Below are 17,711 nucleotides of genomic sequence, written 5' to 3' on the forward strand. Positions count from 1 at the left end.
CATTCATCCCCAGGTGTAGAATTAAAGTTAACTCATTGAATGGCGGATGTCAAGTTAAATGACTGATGGAGAGGTAATTTTAAATCAGTTTGAATAAGTTTAAACAGGGTAGGTTATTCTTTTACGATTAGAACAGGATCAATTTCAAGCCACTCGTATGCTTCCTCATGGGAATGAAAAACTTTCGCATTTTGAATTCGGATTTGAATTTCGAACAGCATAGCCATTGAGGTGTCATAAGATTCGTTTACAATAATGGCGCATTTATTTGCTATTAGACTGTACTTTTGGTATTCCTCAATATAATCATCCAAATCTTTGATATTCAGTATGACTTTTGCTTGTGTAAAATCGGCAATCACATTGTAGGTTTCATCAAATAAAGAATCTTCACGAGTGCATAATGTATGACGAATTAGATCATCCCATTTGAAATAACCGTAATAGTATTCATTAATCAGTTTTAAATCTGGAGATATTTTGTATTTAAATTTCATTCCTATTTCTTTTCAATTAAATATATGAAGATCAATTTAGTTAAGCAAAAATAAGGAGGGAACATTGGCTGAAGAGTTTTTATAAATAAAAAAAAGCTGCCCTAAAAAGAACAACCTTTAGTTACAGTAGTAGTGTTTATTTTTAATTAGCTGAAATTTCTATTGTTCCAGCATCGGTAACAGCACCATTGTTTACCTCAACACCTTCAATTTCTTTTTCGGCATAACCATCAATTGGCATTAAATCAAGTTTGTATGTGCCTGCTTGCAATCCTTTAATAAGGAAACTTCCGTTTTCTTCGGCAATGGTCGAGATCGTATCCAAACCGATTATTGCATGAATAGTTGGAAGTGCTTCAGCTGGAGATATAGTTCCAGAAATGGCGCCACTTGTCGCTTCGTTAAAAGTTCTGATTACAGGTTTTAGTATGTATTTGCCATTCCCTGTTGAAACAATAGAACGGGCAGCATCAAAATCTATCCATAATTTGTACTCAATTCCAGCTAAGAAATCATCGTGAATCTGAAATTTCAAACCAGAAGTCTGAGCAGAAGGAGTATCTAAATCATAAGAAACACCATCAATAACTACCGAGTTATTTGCGCCAAGAATCAAACGCATTTGAGAAACAGTGCCACTTGGCATTTCCTGATCTACCAAAAGAGTATCTAAACCGTTATTGAACTCCAATAAGTCATAAATACCAGCATTTAATAAATTCATTTCCTGCCATCCATCTTCTGTGTTTTCATCGTTTGATGAATGAAATTGAATAGCCTGAATATCAATATTAACCTTATCGTATTGTGCAGGAGCATCTGTTAATCTAATTTTTACAGGAGTTGTAAGTTTTACATTGTCATCGGAACATTGGATAAAAATCAATGATAAAATTACAAGACTGATTGCACTTAGTGATTTAAAAATCTTCATTGTGTGTTAAATTTTAATTAAAGTTTATTAACTGAAAACGTTAAAAAAATAATTTTGTTTCTTTTTAATGACTCGAGAAAGCCAATAAACGTGCCAGATATTACTCTTTATACAGTAAAATGTATGGTATCAATAAGATGATGAAAATTAAAATGGATCTAATATTTTGAAGATTGACAAAATATGGGGAAGTGTTCTACATGTTTTCCCCAATTCCTCAGTTAGTAGAAGGAGGAGAGCTTCCAAAATCATTTGATATTGTGTATATGTCCAATCAAAAGAAAACATCCCATTTTGTTGTTTTCTATATTTAGAATGGGAATTAAGTTCATTATAAAGTGCAATACGGCTTTTGCTTTTTCAGAAACACGAAGCATCCAGTTGCAAACTGGATATTTTATTAATCCATTTGTTTCGGAGTAATTTTAATTCCTCTGTTGATTCTTACCAATGAATTGTAATCGTTTGTGTGTTAAAAAAGTTTAAAAAAACTTGTTTTTTTAATCAGTATGGCTCAAAGTGAAGTGATTATTCATTAAGATTGCCATCCTCCTACATAAAGATTAAATCTATTATTAATTGCTCAATTTATATATTATGAAGAATTTACAACAATTGGTTCAGTGGACAAGATTTGGATTGGTTTCAGCATTTTTTATTGTTCTTATTGTTGAACTTGCTTTGGGAGTTGTGGCTATTAGTGGTGAATATTCAATTTTAAGTATTCATAAAAGTTTGAATATATCGATATGGAAGAACATATTGGGAATTTCTTTGATTATTGTGGAGATTATTATTTCGGAAATGATGTATAAAAAGAAATTGGAATATGTGGGCTTGTTTGAGACTTTGGAAGAAAAGCTAAAATATTTCAGAAAAGCATTTTCTTTTAAAATGTTATTTGGAGCTTTAACAGGAATTGTAGCTATGCTGGCCTATTCACTAACTGAAAATTTGATTTGGTTTTTACCGTGGATCATGGCTTTGTACACCCTGAGTAAGTCCTTTCCGTTTAAGTGGACATTGGTACATGCTATGCAAATAGAAAATGAAGAAGACAGGGAATTATTCTAAGATGAATCAATCTTGTATTCTATAATGAGTGCAGGGGATGAGGTTTTTTAGGTAGTAATTAAATATAAAAATAATTTTGTGACCTTAATTTCGCTCTTCATATTCTTTGTGTCCCGGTATTTTTAGCCATCATTCTTAATTCTGAATTGATTAAGCTATCTTTGCGGACTATTTAAATTATTTGTTGTGGAAAACTTTAAGGAATTAGGTGTAAATAAAGATATTATTAAGGGATTAAACGATCTTAATATTATTAAGCCTACTCAAATACAAGCAGAAGTGATATCGGTACTTCTTCAGGCTAACACCGATTTAATTGGCCAGGCTCAAACTGGTACAGGCAAAACAGCAGCCTTCGGAATCCCTTTGCTGCACAGAATTAACACCAAGTCAGACAAGGTTCAAGGTTTGATTCTTTGTCCGACCCGCGAATTGGGACAGCAAATTGCCAAGCAATTGTTCAAGTTTACCAAGTACACCGATAAGATTTTTACTGAATCGGTTTATGGAGGAGAACAAATTGACCGACAAATTAGCGCTTTGCGTCGACCAACTCATATTATAGTTGCGACTCCAGGTCGGTTAATTGACTTGGTGAAGAGAAAAGCGGTTGATTTGAGCCATGTAAAGACGGTAATTTTGGATGAGGCGGATGAAATGATGAGTATGGGTTTTAAAACCCAGTTGGATGAGATTTTAACTCATCTGTCGCGTGTAGAAAACCGATGGTTGTTTTCAGCTACCATGCCTCAGGAAATTATGCAGATTATTAAAAGACACTTTTCTCCCAGCGCACACAAAATTGAGGTGAGTGGACGAAATGTGGTGAACAAAAATATTCAGCATCAGTTCCTGATCTGCGAGGACAATGAAAAATTGAATATCCTGATTCAGTTTTTAAAATCGGAGCAAAAAAACAGGGGAGTGGTGTTTTGTAAAACCAAGGCTTCGGCACAGGTTTTGGCTAAGCAGTTAATTGCAAAAAACATTCCAACTGATGCCATTCACGGCGATTTAAAGCAAATAGAACGTGATAAGGTAATGCGTGCTTTTAAAAACGAAAGCCTGCGAATTTTGGTGGCAACAGATATTGCTGCCCGTGGTATCGATATTGTCGATCTTTCGTTTGTGGTACATTATGAATTGCCTGATAAAGAAGAGTATTACACACACAGAAGCGGACGAACTGCCCGTGCAGGTAAAGAAGGTGTTTCTTTGGCATTGGTGAATAACAAGGAGCTTAAAAACCTTCGTTATTTCCAAAAAACGTTAAACATTGCTTTCAATCAAATCAGACCAAGAAAATAAATAGCTTTTGTTCATGAAAATATATCAAAGAGATCTTGCTTGCAGGATCTCTTTTTTTTTGTAGGATTATTTCCACAGTCATAAAATTGCAGTAAACCTTTAACTAATGCTAGGTTAATATACATTTTTAGTCCCGTTAAAGTTCATTCTAAATTCAGACGGAGTACAGTCTTGTTTTTTCTTAAATATTCTATTGAAGTTGGAAATGTTGTTGAAGCCACAATCGAAACAAATTTCCGCGATGCTCTTGTTGGTTTCAATCAATAGCCGTGTAGCTATTCCCAAACGAATTTCGATAACAAATTCAACAAAAGATTTCCCTGTGCGTTGCTTTATCAAGCGACTAAATGATATTACTGACATGTTTACAAGTGCAGCCGCATCCTCAAGCTTAATTTTTTGCTGGAAATTGTCTTGTATGTATTTGTAGATCCGTTCAATTCTTTCACTGTTATGAAAATCATTCTGGCGGTGGAATGACATATTCGTAAGCAAATGTTGTTCTCTGGAAATGGCCAGATCATATAATAAGGACTGAAATGCTAAATAGCTGTCGAAACCTCTTTTCTGGCTAAGAGCAATCAGTTTTGGTTCCACCATTCTTGTCGTATCCTCTGAGAACAAAATACCTCTGTTGGCATTGTTGAGCAATTCCCGTATGGGTTTAAGCATATTTCTATTCAGAGTGTTATCATCAAATAATTCTCTCGGGAATTGTATTGTGATTTCATGCAGAAGTTCTTTACTGTCGTTTTTGTAATTTTCCCATCCATGATAAAGATTAGGACCTACCATAACTAATTCTTTGTTTTGGATTTCCCCAATGTGATCTCCAATGATTCTTTTCCCTCCTTTTGCCTTATGTATGTAGTTAATTTCGAATTCAGGATGGAAGTGAATTGGAAAGTTAAAAGCATTTCTTTCTCTATCAAATATTAGGAAACAATCGTTCTCTTGCAGAGGGGTAATTTCTCTGTGAATATGGTCTTTCATAGCTTGTTGTTTTATGCAAAACTACTTAAATTGATGTGATAGTACAACAAATAGTGATTGAATTGTACTATTTAAGATGAATATTTGGATTGTAGAGTTAAGTTTTGGTAAATGTATTGTGTGTTTTAGCTGTGTTTTCGGGTTTTTTGTTATTTGGTTGTTTTGTTATTCTATTGAATAAGAGTGATTTTTGTTTGTTTTTGGGTGTCGCATATCATTTTTATCAGAAATGATAATAAAGTATCATCTTACGATCGAAAAATACTTGGCTGAAGTGTGCAAACGATATAATTTTGAAATATAATTATTTAGGGGATTTTGTATAGATGAGAAAGTTACCATTAAAAAGAGTATATAAAAATAATAATGTAATGATAATACCGAAAATAACAGCTGTTTTAGGTCTGTCTGTGTTAATGGCTTGCTCCCAAAAACCAGTTAAGAAAATCACCAATTCAATTGCAGAACAATTGAAATCTGTGAAAGGGAAAGGAATTCTTTTCGGACATCAGGATGATTTGGTTTATGGAAAGAATTGGAGTTATGTGGATGGAGAGTCGGATGTGAAACGGGTTGCCGGAGATTATCCAGCCATATTCGGATGGGAATTAGGTGGTATAGAACTTCAACGCACGCACAATTTGGATAGCGTTCCTTTTTCGGACATGAAGCGATTGGCAATAAAAGGGTATTTAATGGGTGGAATCAATACGTTTAGCTGGCATCCTTTTTCGGTTGTTAATGGAGAAAGTTCATGGAATACCGAAAACGATGTCGTGAAGCATATTTTACCAAATGGATCATATCACAAGGAGTTTTTGATTCAATTGGATAGAGTTGCTGATTTCTTTAAATCCCTGAAAACAGATGATGGAATCGCAATGCCTTTTATTTTTCGTCCGTGGCACGAAATGGATGGAACTTGGTTTTGGTGGGGAATAAAAAACTGCAATGCAGAAGAAGTTAAGGAGTTATTTAGGTTTACGATAAACTATTTAAAAAACAAAAAAGGACTGACTCAAATGTTGGTTGCTTACTCTCCCGATCGAAATTTTACAACATTGGACGGATACCTTACATGGTATCCTGGTGATGATATTGTTGATATTATCGGAATGGACAATTATTACGATTTAAAAATACAGGATGGAGAAAAGGAGGCTGTTAAAAAATTACACTTGCTAATTGGTTATGCAAAAGAGAAGCACAAATTGGCAGCACTTACAGAAACAGGCTTGGAGAATGTTTCTGATTCCTTGTGGTTTACTAAAAAGCTGGGCAAAGTGCTTGGTGATTCATTAATCAGCAAAGAATTAAGTTATGTAATGGTTTGGAGGAATGACCCAAAGGTTCATTTCTTTTTTCCATACGAAAATCATTCGTCAGCCACTGATGCCAGAAACTTTTTAGATCAGTCTAAAATGCTTTTACTGAACGATTTTAATAAACTGAAAAAATAAATAATTAAACTTTTGGTATGAATAAAGAGTTGTTTGCAGAACGAATAAAATTGATTCGTGAAAAACATGAAGAATTGTTGGGAAGAAGGAATGAAAAACTGTTTAGTACCAATGGAATATACAATCGGTATGCAAACCCTATTGTAACAAGAGATCATTTGCCATTGCAGTGGCGGTTTGATTTTAATCCAGATACCAACCCGTTTTTTATGGAGCGTATCGGGTTTAATGCAGCATTTAATGCAGGTGCTGTGAAAATAGATGGCAAATACCTTCTTGCAGTTCGTGTTGAAGGAAACGATAGAAAGTCGTTTTTCGCAATTGCTGAAAGTCCAAATGGGGTGGATAATTTTAAATTTTGGGATCGTCCAATAAGCATGCCTCAAACTGAAGATGAGGATACAAATGTTTACGATATGCGTTTGACTCAACATGATGATGGATGGATTTATGGCGTGTTTTGTACTGAAAGAAAAGATCCAAACGCACCGGATGGTGACACTTCAAGCGCAGTAGCTTCGGCTGGTATTGCCAGAACAAAAGATTTTGTGAGTTGGGAACGTTTGGCTGATTTAAAATCAACTTCAGGACAGCAGCGCAATGTTGTGTTATTTCCTCACTTAATTGAGGGAAAGTATGCATTTTTTACCCGTCCGCAGGATGGTTTTATTGATACAGGAAAAGGCGGAGGAATTGGTTTTGGTTTGTCAGAAACAATTGAAGATGCAGAAGTGAAAAATGAAATCATTGTAGATGCCAAAACCTATCACACCATTTACGAAGTGAAAAACGGATTAGGCCCGGCACCAATAAGAACAAAAGATGGGTGGTTGCATCTGGCACACGGGGTTCGGAATACTGCGGCAGGATTAAGATATACCTTATACATGTTCATGACGGATCTGGAAAAGCCATGGGTGATTACTCACAAACCGCATGGTCATTTTATTGCCCCCTTGCAATCTGAGCGTGTAGGTGATGTTTCGAATGTAGTTTTTTCGAATGGATGGATTGCTGATGAAGATGGCAGTGTGAAAATCTATTATGCTTCTTCGGATACGCGTATGCATGTGGCAACCTCAACTATTGATCAATTAGTTGACTATTGCATTAATTCACCGCAAGATAAATTTCACTCACATCAATCTGTAAATACAATTAATGAATTGATTGATAAAAATCTAAATTTCACAAATATGTTAAAATGATAAGGTAATCTGCCCAAAGGCTATATTCCATGCCGGCCTACTAATGTTTAAAGACAAAATAATGCGCTGTTTCATCACTTATATTGTTTTCTTAACTGTTAAATAATGATGAGTAAAATACAATTACAGAGTGTAATGTGTAAATAAATTTAACCATTTAAATTTAAATCTATATTTTATGAACAAGAGTCTACAAATCTTGGTTATTGTTTTTTTGTTTTGTTCACAGCAATTGGCTTACGGACAAAATAAAACAATAACCGGGACAATAACAGATGATCAAATGCTCCCATTACCGGGAGTTTCCATCGTAATTAAAGGTACTACACAAGGTACAATCAGCGATGTTGACGGAAATTATAGTTTCTCTATTCCAGAGGGAAAAACAGTTCTTGTATTTTCCTTTATTGGTTTTAAAGACAAAATCATCGATGCATCTAAACTTACTTCGTTGAATGTGAAAATGGAAGTTGAAACAGAAGGTTTGGATGAAGTCGTAGTGGTTGGATATGGTAAGATGAAAAAAAGTGATTTGACAGGAGCTGTTAGTTCTGTAAAAACAGACGAGCTTAAGGGAATGACCATTTCGAATGCCGACCAAATGCTTAAAGGAAGACTGGCTGGTGTTCAGGTTACTCAAAACTCCGGAGCTCCTGGTGGAGCTGCATCTATTCGAATACGTGGGGCTTCATCAATCAACAATTCCAACGAACCACTTTATGTTATTGATGGTATTCCATTTAGCGGTGAAGGATCAGAAATTGGTGGTTTTGCTTGGGCTGGTGGAACTGGTGGACAAACAAAGGTGAATCCTTTATCTACTATTTCGCCATCAGATATCGTATCCATGGATGTTTTAAAAGATGCATCAGCAACAGCAATATATGGTGCTGCAGGAGCCAATGGTGTTGTAATTATTCAAACCCGAAGGGGGCAATCCGGTGAGGCAAAGATTAGCTACGAAGGCTATATGGCATTTCAAAAAGTTGCCAAAACGATTGATATGATGAATCTGAGAGATTATGCACAATATCAGGTTGAACTTGGGGAATTTATACAACAACCGGTTGATGAGGCATACAAAGATCCCTCTATTTTGGGCGAAGGTACAGATTGGCAGGATGCAATTTTTAGAACTGCACCATTGCAATCGCATCAGTTATCATTAACCGCAGGATCAGAGAAATTCAAACTTGCCGCCAGTGTTGGATATATGAATCAGGATGGTATCATATTTGGCTCTGGTTTTGAACGATATAATTCACGTCTTAATGTTGATGGGGAGGTTCGTAAATGGCTTAAAATGGGTGCTTCTCTTGCTGTTACACATACCGATGAAACAATAACGCGTCAAGATGGTACAGATGGTGTGATTATGCAGGCTTTAACCATGCAGCCTTCCGTACCGGTATTCAACTTTGACGGTACATGGGCAGGTCCAGGGGATATTAACGGCGCCTCTCAGTACAATCCGGTTTGGTTAGCCAAAATGCAAAACAATACATTGACTCGAAATCGTGCCATGGGGAATGTGTATTTGTCAATTGATCCGGTGAAAAATTTGAATATCCGAAGTGAGTTTGGTTATGATATTTCGAGTAGCAAAAATAAAAGTTTTATTCCGACCTACGATTTTGGTCTGATTGAATCGAACCTTAATAAGATGATGCAGCGCGAAGACAATTCTGTATACTGGTTATGGAAAAATTATGCAACATATAATTTCAAGCTGGAAAAACATGGTTTTAATATCATGGCTGGTGTTGAGATGTCTAAAAGCGCATGGGAAGGTACTCAGTTTATTAAACAAGGTTTTACAACGGATGATATTTTTGTAATGACAGAAGACGGCGATTTTGTGTCTAATGATGGATGGAAAGACGAAGCAACCAGTTCTTCTGTGTTTGGTCGGCTTAACTATAATTATGACAATAGATACTTATTAACTGCAACAATGCGTGCGGATGGATCTTCTAAGTTTGGAGGAGATAACAAATGGGGGTATTTCCCTTCTGCTGCTGTTGCATGGAGAGTTTCGCAGGAATCATTTCTTAAGGATTTTGAATTAGTCAGCAATTTGAAATTAAGATTAGGTTACGGTATGGTAGGTAACAGCAATATTGGAACCTATAAATACGGTTCTGCTATGCATACTATGACTACTCCTTTGGGAACAGCTTACCGATTGGCCAATGTATCCAATCCAAAACTAAAATGGGAAGCATCTCAACAATACAATGCTGGTATTGACATGGGAATTATTCAAAACAGAATTTCTCTAACTGTTGATATGTATCGGAAATCAACAAAAGACCTATTGATGCAGGTTTCAATTCCTTCCTATTTGGGGGATAAAGATGAATATTCAGGAATTGCAGCTCCTTATGTTAATATTGGAGAGACCCGAAACCAAGGTGTTGAGATATCTTTAAATACTGTAAATATATCGAATGATAGTTTTAAATGGACTTCTGATGTTGTTGTTTCAGTAAACAGAAATAAGGTACTTGCCTTGAATGATGATTCTCAGGTACTTTATGGAAATTTGGATTGGTGGAGTGAATTTCAAACAGCAACAGCTATTATGGTTGGTCAACCGATGGGAGTGTATTATGGATACAAAACTGATCGTTTATTTACCAATGAAGAAGATATATTAAACTCACCTGTTCAAGTCGAAGATCCGGGAAATTCTGATCTGAATTTATACAATCAGAAAACAGGTGTTTATGTAGGTGATATCAAATTCCAGGATTTAAATTCTGATGGAGTTATCGATGATAACGACCAAACTGTAATAGGAGATCCTAATCCTGAATTTACATTCGGATTTACTAATACTTTCAGCTATAAAAACTTTGAATTAGCCGTTGGGATAAACGGTGTTTATGGAGGTGATGTTTTAAATTTTTCACGCGTAAGAACAGAGGGAATGACCTCAATTTGGGACAATCAGTCAAAGGCTGTTGTTAATCGTGCTCAGGTTGGTTCCGATGGTTCTGGTAATGCATATCTTTTAAACCCGGAAGCAAATATTCCTCGTCCGTCAACCAACGATTTTAACAGAAACACCCGAATGAGTGATCGTTGGATTGAAGATGGAAGTTATTTAAGAATATCAAATATTACTCTTGGATACAGTGTTCCAAAATCTGCATTAAAATACATCGGATTGTCAAATGTTAAGTTTTATGGAACAGTTCAAAATGTCTTTACTTGGACAAACTATTCTGGTTACGACCCTGAAGTTGGAGCTTACAACCAATCTGCATTGTATCAAAATATTGATATGGGACGTTATCCAACTCCTCGTACTTATACTTTTGGTATTAATGTTGGATTTTAAACTAAAAAATGAAGAAGATGAAGAATTTATTTAAAATCATATATTTTTTAATTGTTGTAATGACAATGGGTGGTTGTGACGATTTTCTGACTGTGGTGCCACAGGATTCACTCGTTGCAGAAAACTATTATACTTCAGAGTCCAACGTAAGGGCTAATACGGCATCGCTTTATGGCAGTGTTTGGTGGGATTTCCACACTCAATTTATGTGGTTGGCAGGAGACGAATTAGCAGGTGATATTTATTACACCTACGATGCCGAAGGTCAGTTTTATTACAATCAGGTTGGAGCTGGTAATAAATTTAACAATACTGGCTGGGAAGGTTTATACCGTGTGGTATCTTTTTCTAACTCGATTATAAACGACATGCCATCATCCGCACGCCTAAATGGTGTTTCAGAAGATGTAATTCAAAAAGCGCTCGGCGAAGCCCGTTTCATGAGAGCTGTAGCTTACTATTATATTGCTGAAAATTGGGGTGAAGCGCCTATTATTGAAAATGCCACAGAGTTGATTACTTCAGGAAACGTCGCCGATATTTACGTTAATAAACATACACAATCAAACCTATATAGGTTTATGTGTGAAGATCTGGAGTTTGCTGCAAGTATTCTTCCAAATACGGATGAAGAGGGACGTGTAACCAAATGGTCGGCCTTAGGTATGTTGGCAAAAGTTTACATAACCAGAGGAGCCTATGAGGCAAATGGTGATTATTTTACTTTAGCGAAGGAGTATGCTCGTCAGGTAATTGAAGAATCGAACCTTGCTTTGTATGATAATTTTTCTTCGATGTTTGATGTAGAAGCGAATAACAGTTCTGAATCTCTTTTCTCTATTCAATGCATGGTAGGAAGTTATGGCGACGGGAATGCACGCAATGTAAATTGGAGTCGGGGATCTCGTATTGCAGACCAAACATGGGGAGCAGGAAAAGGACCTACTATTTCACTGCAGGAACTTTTTAATGAACAGCCTAATGATGCCCGCCGTAAATGGACTTATATGACTCATGGAGATTATTATGAGAATCTAGACAAGGCCAATGGTGGATATACATACCAATTCTCATACCGCGATCCGGATGATTTAGATACTCAGGTAGAATCAACGAATGGGATGTTAGCACATATTAAAAAGTATGTTATTGGTAAATCCGCTGATACAGGAGGACAAGTAGGTACAAATCAGGATGCAGGTAACAATATTTACATTCTGCGACTTTCCGATGTTTACTTCCTTTATGCCGAAGCAACAATGGGTTTAGGCGAATCAACATCAGATGCCACAGCAATCGGAAATATCAATAAAGTATTGGATACGCAGGGTGCGGGCTACAATGTCTCAGCTCCTTTAAGCTTTCTTGATTTAATTAAAGAGCGTCGCAAGGAATTTGCTTTTGAAGGAAATTCGTGGTACGATATAAAACGTTACTACTATAGAGATAACACTGCTGCTATAGAATATTTGAATAGCATGAAAAGAGACCAATTGTATCAATTTGATTTCAACACTAACAATTTGGATGGATTATCCACTGCTGACAAATATGTTCTTGAGAACGATCGAAATTCTTATGTAATCGGATGGGAAACTACTGACACTGGAGAATGGGATGGAGAACGTGTTAATAATATAGTTTTCAATAGTTCATCAATGTACATTAGTTTACCTGCTGAGGTAACTACAAAAGCGCCTATTTTACTTGAAGGAGCAGTTGATTATTATAGTGAATAAAATGTATCGTAACTATGGCAAACTCCTAATAATTAAGGATTAGAAAAAAATAAGCATATGAAAAATATACTAAAGATATTATCATTCCTATTTATAGTAACATTGGGTTTTACGGCCTGTGATAAAGATGACGATGGAGGCACACCGTCCATTCAATACGTACGCCCTACCGAAGCAGCGGCTTCCGACTCATTACTGATTAGTGCTTCAATGGGGCAAACTATTGCAATAATAGGAAAAGATTTGCAGGATGTTGTTTCCATTTATTTTAATGATCAGCAAGCCAAGCTAAATCCAACTTACGTAACTTCATTTTCTATTATTGTTACGGTTCCTGGATCAATTCCTAATGAAATTACAAATACGATGACTTTAACCACTTTGTCAGGTAAAAGTTTGGTTTATGATTTTACAACTAAAATTACTCCTCCAACGATTAAAGCAGTAAGTTGCGAATGGGCTGGGGATGACTCAGAAATAATCCTTTACGGCTCGTACTTTTTTCCAAAAGCAGATGGTGATATACAGGTTTTGTTTCCAGGTAATTTACTAGCTGAAGTGGTTGATTTTACCGCTGAATCTATTACAGCTATTGTGCCGAATGGAGCGATGAAAGGTTACATTACTGTAACTAATGATTATGGAACAGGGCGCACATCTTTTATTTTCAGAGATGATAGTGATATTTTTATTGATGCTGAAAACACTTCAGAATGGAATGCCTGGTCCTTATCGGGTTTTGATTCTGTTGATGGAATTGATGGATCGTATGTGAATTTTGAAGGTGCAACAGGTGCTTGGGCCTGGCCATCTAATGCAATTCAAATGTTTTATGTAAATCCAGATGCACAACCTCTTGTTTCGGTGGGTGAAGTGACTGATTATGTGTTGAAATTTGAATATTTCTGTCATGAATGGCACGATACACCCATGTTAATTTGGTTTGACAATGATGGCAGTCATAATGTAGATGGAGCCGATGCTCAATACCATTGGAAACCTTATAGTAATAATGGTGTTTCAGAGAATTATACAACTGATGGTTGGATAACTGTAACAATGCCAATTTCGGATTTTAAGTATAGCAAGGATGAATCGGAAACAGATCGTGCGATTACAAGTTTTGATGAACTTCAGAATTTAAATGTAATGTGGTTTGGAGATGTTAACGAATCAACTACCGAATTCGGGTTGAAATTATGGATTGATAATGTTCGCCTTGTTAATGTTAAAAAATAAAAATCGAACAAAAAACGAATTTTAGTTATGGAAAATATAATATATAATCGATTACGTATAGCATTAATATGCATTACACTATTGGCTGGTATATTTGTGGCTTCTTGCGACAAAGACGATGACAATGGTGGAAGGATTGAGCTATATTCATTTGGACCTAGTCCGGTTTTACGTGGCAATGATATCCATTTTATAGGGGAAAATCTTGACTTAGTTTCATCTGTTGTATTACCGGATAACATTGAGGTTACCAATATTACAGTGCTTAGTAGCTCCGAAATTACGATTACAGTGCCACAGGAGGCTAGACCAGGTCTTGTGACTTTAAACTATAAAGGAGGTTCTATTACAACAAAATCAAAAATTGGCTATACTGAACCTTACTCAATTACCTCTATTTCTCCAACTGAAACCGCGGTTCGTGAAGGAGAAGAGGTGACAATTAGCGGCGATTACCTAAACAACATTGTAAAAGTAGTTTTTCAGGGAAGTGCAAGTGTTGATTCGGCTAATTTTGTATCTCAATCTCGTAAGGAAATAGTTTTAAAAGTACCAAAAGAAGCTGTTTCGGGTAAGATCATCATTGAAGATGCAAATGAGAATCAATTGTATTCGGATTTGGAATTAACCATTTCACAGCCTGTACTAACGAGTTTCGCACCAACACTAATTAAGGCGGGTAATAATATAGTGATTAGTGGGGTAAATCTAGATTTGGTTTCAGAAGTAATCTTTTCCGGAGATTCATCGGTTGTGGCTAAAGATTTTGTAAGCATGAGCGCAACCTCTATCGAGGTAGTAAGTTCTGCTTATATTCAGGATGGTGCTATTACTTTGAAGGCTTATTCCGGTGTTGAAGTAGTTAGCACTGAATCTGTAACAACCATTATTCCATCAGGACTAAGTATTGCTGCTGTAAGTCGGTACAAAGCTGGACTTGAAGTGCTTATTTCAGGATCTGATCTTGATTTGACAACTTCGGTGCAGTTTGCAGGAGGAACTGCAATAACCGAATTCACTTATGATGGGACTGGCATAACCGTTACTATTCCTGATGATGCAATTGATGGAATGCTTGCTCTTAATACTGCTTCCGGTAAAAGTGCATCCACAGATGCTATTGTATTGGCAAAATCGGTCGTAACCGATATAACACCAAATCCGGTCGATGCAAATAACGACATTACAATTACTGGTACTGATTTGGACTTGGTGAAATCTGTCACTTTTGCGAATGATTTAACCGTTGATGTAAGTCCTGAATCCAGCACAAGCATAACCGTTAAAGTTCCAATGCTGGCCACAACAGGTGTGTTGGTATTGACCATGAGCAACGGAGGAACGGTTAACACTTCCGCAATAACTATAAATAGTCCTGATTATTGCTATATTCCAATACTTCCTGATTCCGAGACGGAGATTAATTCGGGTAAAATATTCTCGATTGATGTAGTAAATGGGGACGCATTAACAGAGGTAAAAGTGGATGGTAATACGACTAGTTCTTTTGTTGAAGGAACTACTATGTATGTTTTTATTCCAAGTAAGGCTAACGGCAATACCGATTTAACTTTGATTTCTGCTACAGGAAGTATTTCATACACAATCTCAGTAATTGGTGTTAGTAGTATAGAAACAGTAATTATGAATGAGACTCATGATTTGGCATCATGGGCAAGTGAAGATGCTGGTGGAGCTTTTCGTCTTTACAAACCTTCTTTTGACGGAGTACAGGCAGGGTCAATCTTGAAATTCTATTTTACCGTATCAGCTACTCCGGGAAAAATGCAGATTAATGATGCAAATTGGGGAGAACAAGCCATGCTGGAGTTTAGCGATGCAGCCCAAACATCTTATGAAATGGAGCTGACACAGGAATTTCTGGATCAGATATTAAATACAAGTGACGGATGGTCTGAAACTGCTACGATAATACAAGGCCAAAATTTGGTTATATCGAAGGTGTCTGTTATTACTTTCGTGGCCTCAGCTTCTGAAACGGTTTGGACAGGCTCACAAGTAATGCCTGGTGATTGGTCAGGAAATATTCAATTATCTGCCGATCTCTTTACTTCTGCAAATGTTGGTGATGTAATTTACGTAAAAACCATAGATGTTCTGACTGGGGCACAAGGTTCGTTAAAAAATGGCTCATGGACAGAAATAGCTGCAGGAACGGATTACTTCGATATAAGCGGAGATTTTGAACTGACGATTACAGCAGATATTTTAACAGCATTGCAATCGGGAGGATTGATAATTGGTGGGCATGATTATACTGCAACAGAAGTTTCTATCGGATCCTAATAAAATTTTAATTCAATTTTGAATTTATTTGTTCAATAAACCTTATTGCCACTTTTCTCTTTCGAGAAAAAGGCAATAAGGTTAAAATAATCAATAATGCTACAAAAAAGATTCCTGTATAATCGTTTAGTGAAAAGTATGTTGCCTGCTTTGTTTGTGCTTTTTGTTGTTTCGTGCGGTGCTGAAAGTGGCCCAGATGAACCTCCTGTACTTGAAACTCCTCATTTGGTAAGTTCAAATCCTGAAGATGGAGCTACAGAGGTAGATACAAAAACGACATCTATGCAATTGGTGTTTGAAAGCAATCTAATTGTTGTTTCAAAATCAAAAATTTATTTAAATGGCGATGTTGTAAACAACGCAACGGCCGAAGAAAATATTGTGACAGTAAGTTTTTCAACTCTTCAACCTGAAACAGAATACACATTGCTTGTTGATGCCTTTGCTTTTAAAAGAATAAATGGAGCGGTAAATTCAGAGCAAATTTTAATTCGTTTCACAACAGGGGCAAGTCAGGCGATTGGTATTACAAATAATCTTGCTGTTACTAATCCTTCCTCTGAAGCAACAAATCTTTATGCCTTTTTAAAAGACAACTACGGAGAAAAAATAATTTCCGCAACGATGGCCAATGTAAACTGGAATTTTAATGAGGCTGAATGGGTTTATTCACAAACTGGGAAATATCCTGCGATAAACACGTTTGATTATATCCATCTTATGTCTTCTCCGGCAAGTTGGATCGACTATTCTGATATTTCAGCAGTAGAAGACTGGTGGAACAATAATGGAATTATAAGTGCAGGATGGCACTGGTTGATTCCTACCTACGAAGGTTCAACAGATTATACTTACAAACCGGATGAAACAACTTTTAAGGCTTCAAATGCAACTATTGAAGGAACCTGGGAAAATGATTTTGTAAAGGCTAATCTTGAAAAAATAACCGATTATTTGCTGCTGCTTAAGCAAAAGAATATTCCGGTGTTATGGCGTCCTTTGCACGAGGCTGCAGGTAATATTCACGAATATACCGATGGGAAAGCTTGGTTTTGGTGGGGCGCAAATGGTTCCGTGGCCTACAAAAAATTGTGGATTTATATGTTTAGCCATTTTCAGGATGCCGGATTGAACAATTTGATATGGGTGTGGACTACACAGACAAAAGACAGCGACTTTTATCCTGGTGACGAGTATGTGGATATCGTTGGAAGAGACATTTATAATAATACCGAGGCTACTTCTATTGCTGATCAATTCAATACAATACAGCAAACTTATCCTACTAAAATGATCACCCTAAGTGAGTGTGGCAACACGGCCGATGTATCAGAACAATGGGATGCCGGAGCTAAATGGGTCTATTATATGCCTTGGTACGATTATGATAGGACAAATGATATCAATGAGGTGGATTTTACCAGTACAGATCATGAACATGCCAATGCCGCGTGGTGGACAAATGCATTTAGTAATAGTTATGTACTTACCCGTGATCAAATTCCTGATTTAAAGTAAATAAGGAATGCGTTTGGTTTAAGGCGCAAGTCCAAATAAAATCGGATAAAAGTTATTGATATTGAGAAATTTTGGCAAGTACGTAGCT

At 36.4% G+C, this 17,711-nt stretch carries 12 protein-coding genes; 9 read left to right on the forward strand and 3 right to left on the reverse strand.

The window, feature by feature from the left end:
- Nucleotides 1-113 precede the first annotated feature (113 nt).
- Both GQR60_RS10200 and GQR60_RS10205 read right to left on the reverse strand, forming a co-directional pair.
- On the reverse strand, nucleotides 114-497 hold the full coding sequence (locus GQR60_RS10200) for a hypothetical protein (RefSeq protein WP_124992822.1): 384 nt from the start codon (nucleotides 495-497) through the stop codon (nucleotides 114-116).
- A 142-nt stretch (nucleotides 498-639) separates the two neighbouring features.
- A complete protein-coding gene (locus GQR60_RS10205; RefSeq protein ID WP_124992823.1) occupies nucleotides 640-1,431 on the reverse strand; it encodes a DUF4382 domain-containing protein in 792 nt (263 codons plus the stop codon).
- A gap of 597 nt (nucleotides 1,432-2,028) precedes the next feature.
- Between GQR60_RS10205 and GQR60_RS10210 the strand changes: the two genes are divergently transcribed.
- Nucleotides 2,029-2,505, forward strand: a complete 477-nt coding sequence (locus GQR60_RS10210) for a hypothetical protein (protein ID WP_124992824.1) — start codon at nucleotides 2,029-2,031, stop codon at nucleotides 2,503-2,505.
- Nucleotides 2,506-2,691: 186 nt separating this feature from the next.
- Nucleotides 2,692-3,813 (forward strand): DEAD/DEAH box helicase, encoded by a 1,122-nt coding sequence (locus tag GQR60_RS20275; protein WP_124992825.1) that lies wholly within the window; start codon nucleotides 2,692-2,694, stop codon nucleotides 3,811-3,813.
- A gap of 114 nt (nucleotides 3,814-3,927) precedes the next feature.
- Here the strand turns inward: GQR60_RS20275 and GQR60_RS10220 are convergent, their stop codons facing one another.
- On the reverse strand, nucleotides 3,928-4,806 hold the full coding sequence (locus GQR60_RS10220; protein WP_101307867.1) for a helix-turn-helix domain-containing protein: 879 nt from the start codon (nucleotides 4,804-4,806) through the stop codon (nucleotides 3,928-3,930).
- A 371-nt stretch (nucleotides 4,807-5,177) separates the two neighbouring features.
- On the opposite strand from GQR60_RS10220, the gene GQR60_RS10225 reads away from it, so the two are divergent.
- The 7 genes from GQR60_RS10225 (at nucleotide 5,178) to GQR60_RS10255 (ending at nucleotide 17,623) form a co-directional block, all read left to right on the forward strand.
- Complete coding sequence (locus GQR60_RS10225) at nucleotides 5,178-6,266, forward strand: glycoside hydrolase family 26 protein (RefSeq protein WP_124992826.1); 1,089 nt, start codon at nucleotides 5,178-5,180, stop codon at nucleotides 6,264-6,266.
- A gap of 17 nt (nucleotides 6,267-6,283) precedes the next feature.
- Nucleotides 6,284-7,474 (forward strand): glycoside hydrolase family 130 protein, encoded by a 1,191-nt coding sequence (locus GQR60_RS10230; RefSeq protein WP_124992827.1) that lies wholly within the window; start codon nucleotides 6,284-6,286, stop codon nucleotides 7,472-7,474.
- 178 nt (nucleotides 7,475-7,652) lie between these two features.
- Nucleotides 7,653-10,820: a SusC/RagA family TonB-linked outer membrane protein gene (locus GQR60_RS10235; protein ID WP_124992828.1), complete on the forward strand. Its 3,168-nt coding sequence runs from the start codon at nucleotides 7,653-7,655 to the stop codon at nucleotides 10,818-10,820.
- 17 nt (nucleotides 10,821-10,837) lie between these two features.
- On the forward strand, nucleotides 10,838-12,559 hold the full coding sequence (locus GQR60_RS10240; RefSeq protein ID WP_218972135.1) for a RagB/SusD family nutrient uptake outer membrane protein: 1,722 nt from the start codon (nucleotides 10,838-10,840) through the stop codon (nucleotides 12,557-12,559).
- 57 nt (nucleotides 12,560-12,616) lie between these two features.
- Nucleotides 12,617-13,798, forward strand: coding sequence for a glycan-binding surface protein (locus tag GQR60_RS10245; RefSeq protein ID WP_124992829.1), 1,182 nt, complete (start codon nucleotides 12,617-12,619; stop codon nucleotides 13,796-13,798).
- 27 nt (nucleotides 13,799-13,825) lie between these two features.
- Nucleotides 13,826-16,105, forward strand: a complete 2,280-nt coding sequence (locus tag GQR60_RS10250) for an IPT/TIG domain-containing protein (protein ID WP_101260141.1) — start codon at nucleotides 13,826-13,828, stop codon at nucleotides 16,103-16,105.
- 96 nt (nucleotides 16,106-16,201) lie between these two features.
- A complete protein-coding gene (locus tag GQR60_RS10255) occupies nucleotides 16,202-17,623 on the forward strand; it encodes a glycosyl hydrolase (protein WP_124992830.1) in 1,422 nt (473 codons plus the stop codon).
- Nucleotides 17,624-17,711 lie beyond the last annotated feature (88 nt).

The sequence above is a fragment of the Labilibaculum euxinicum genome (assembly GCF_009795715.1).
Taxonomy (GTDB): domain Bacteria; phylum Bacteroidota; class Bacteroidia; order Bacteroidales; family Marinifilaceae; genus Labilibaculum; species Labilibaculum euxinus.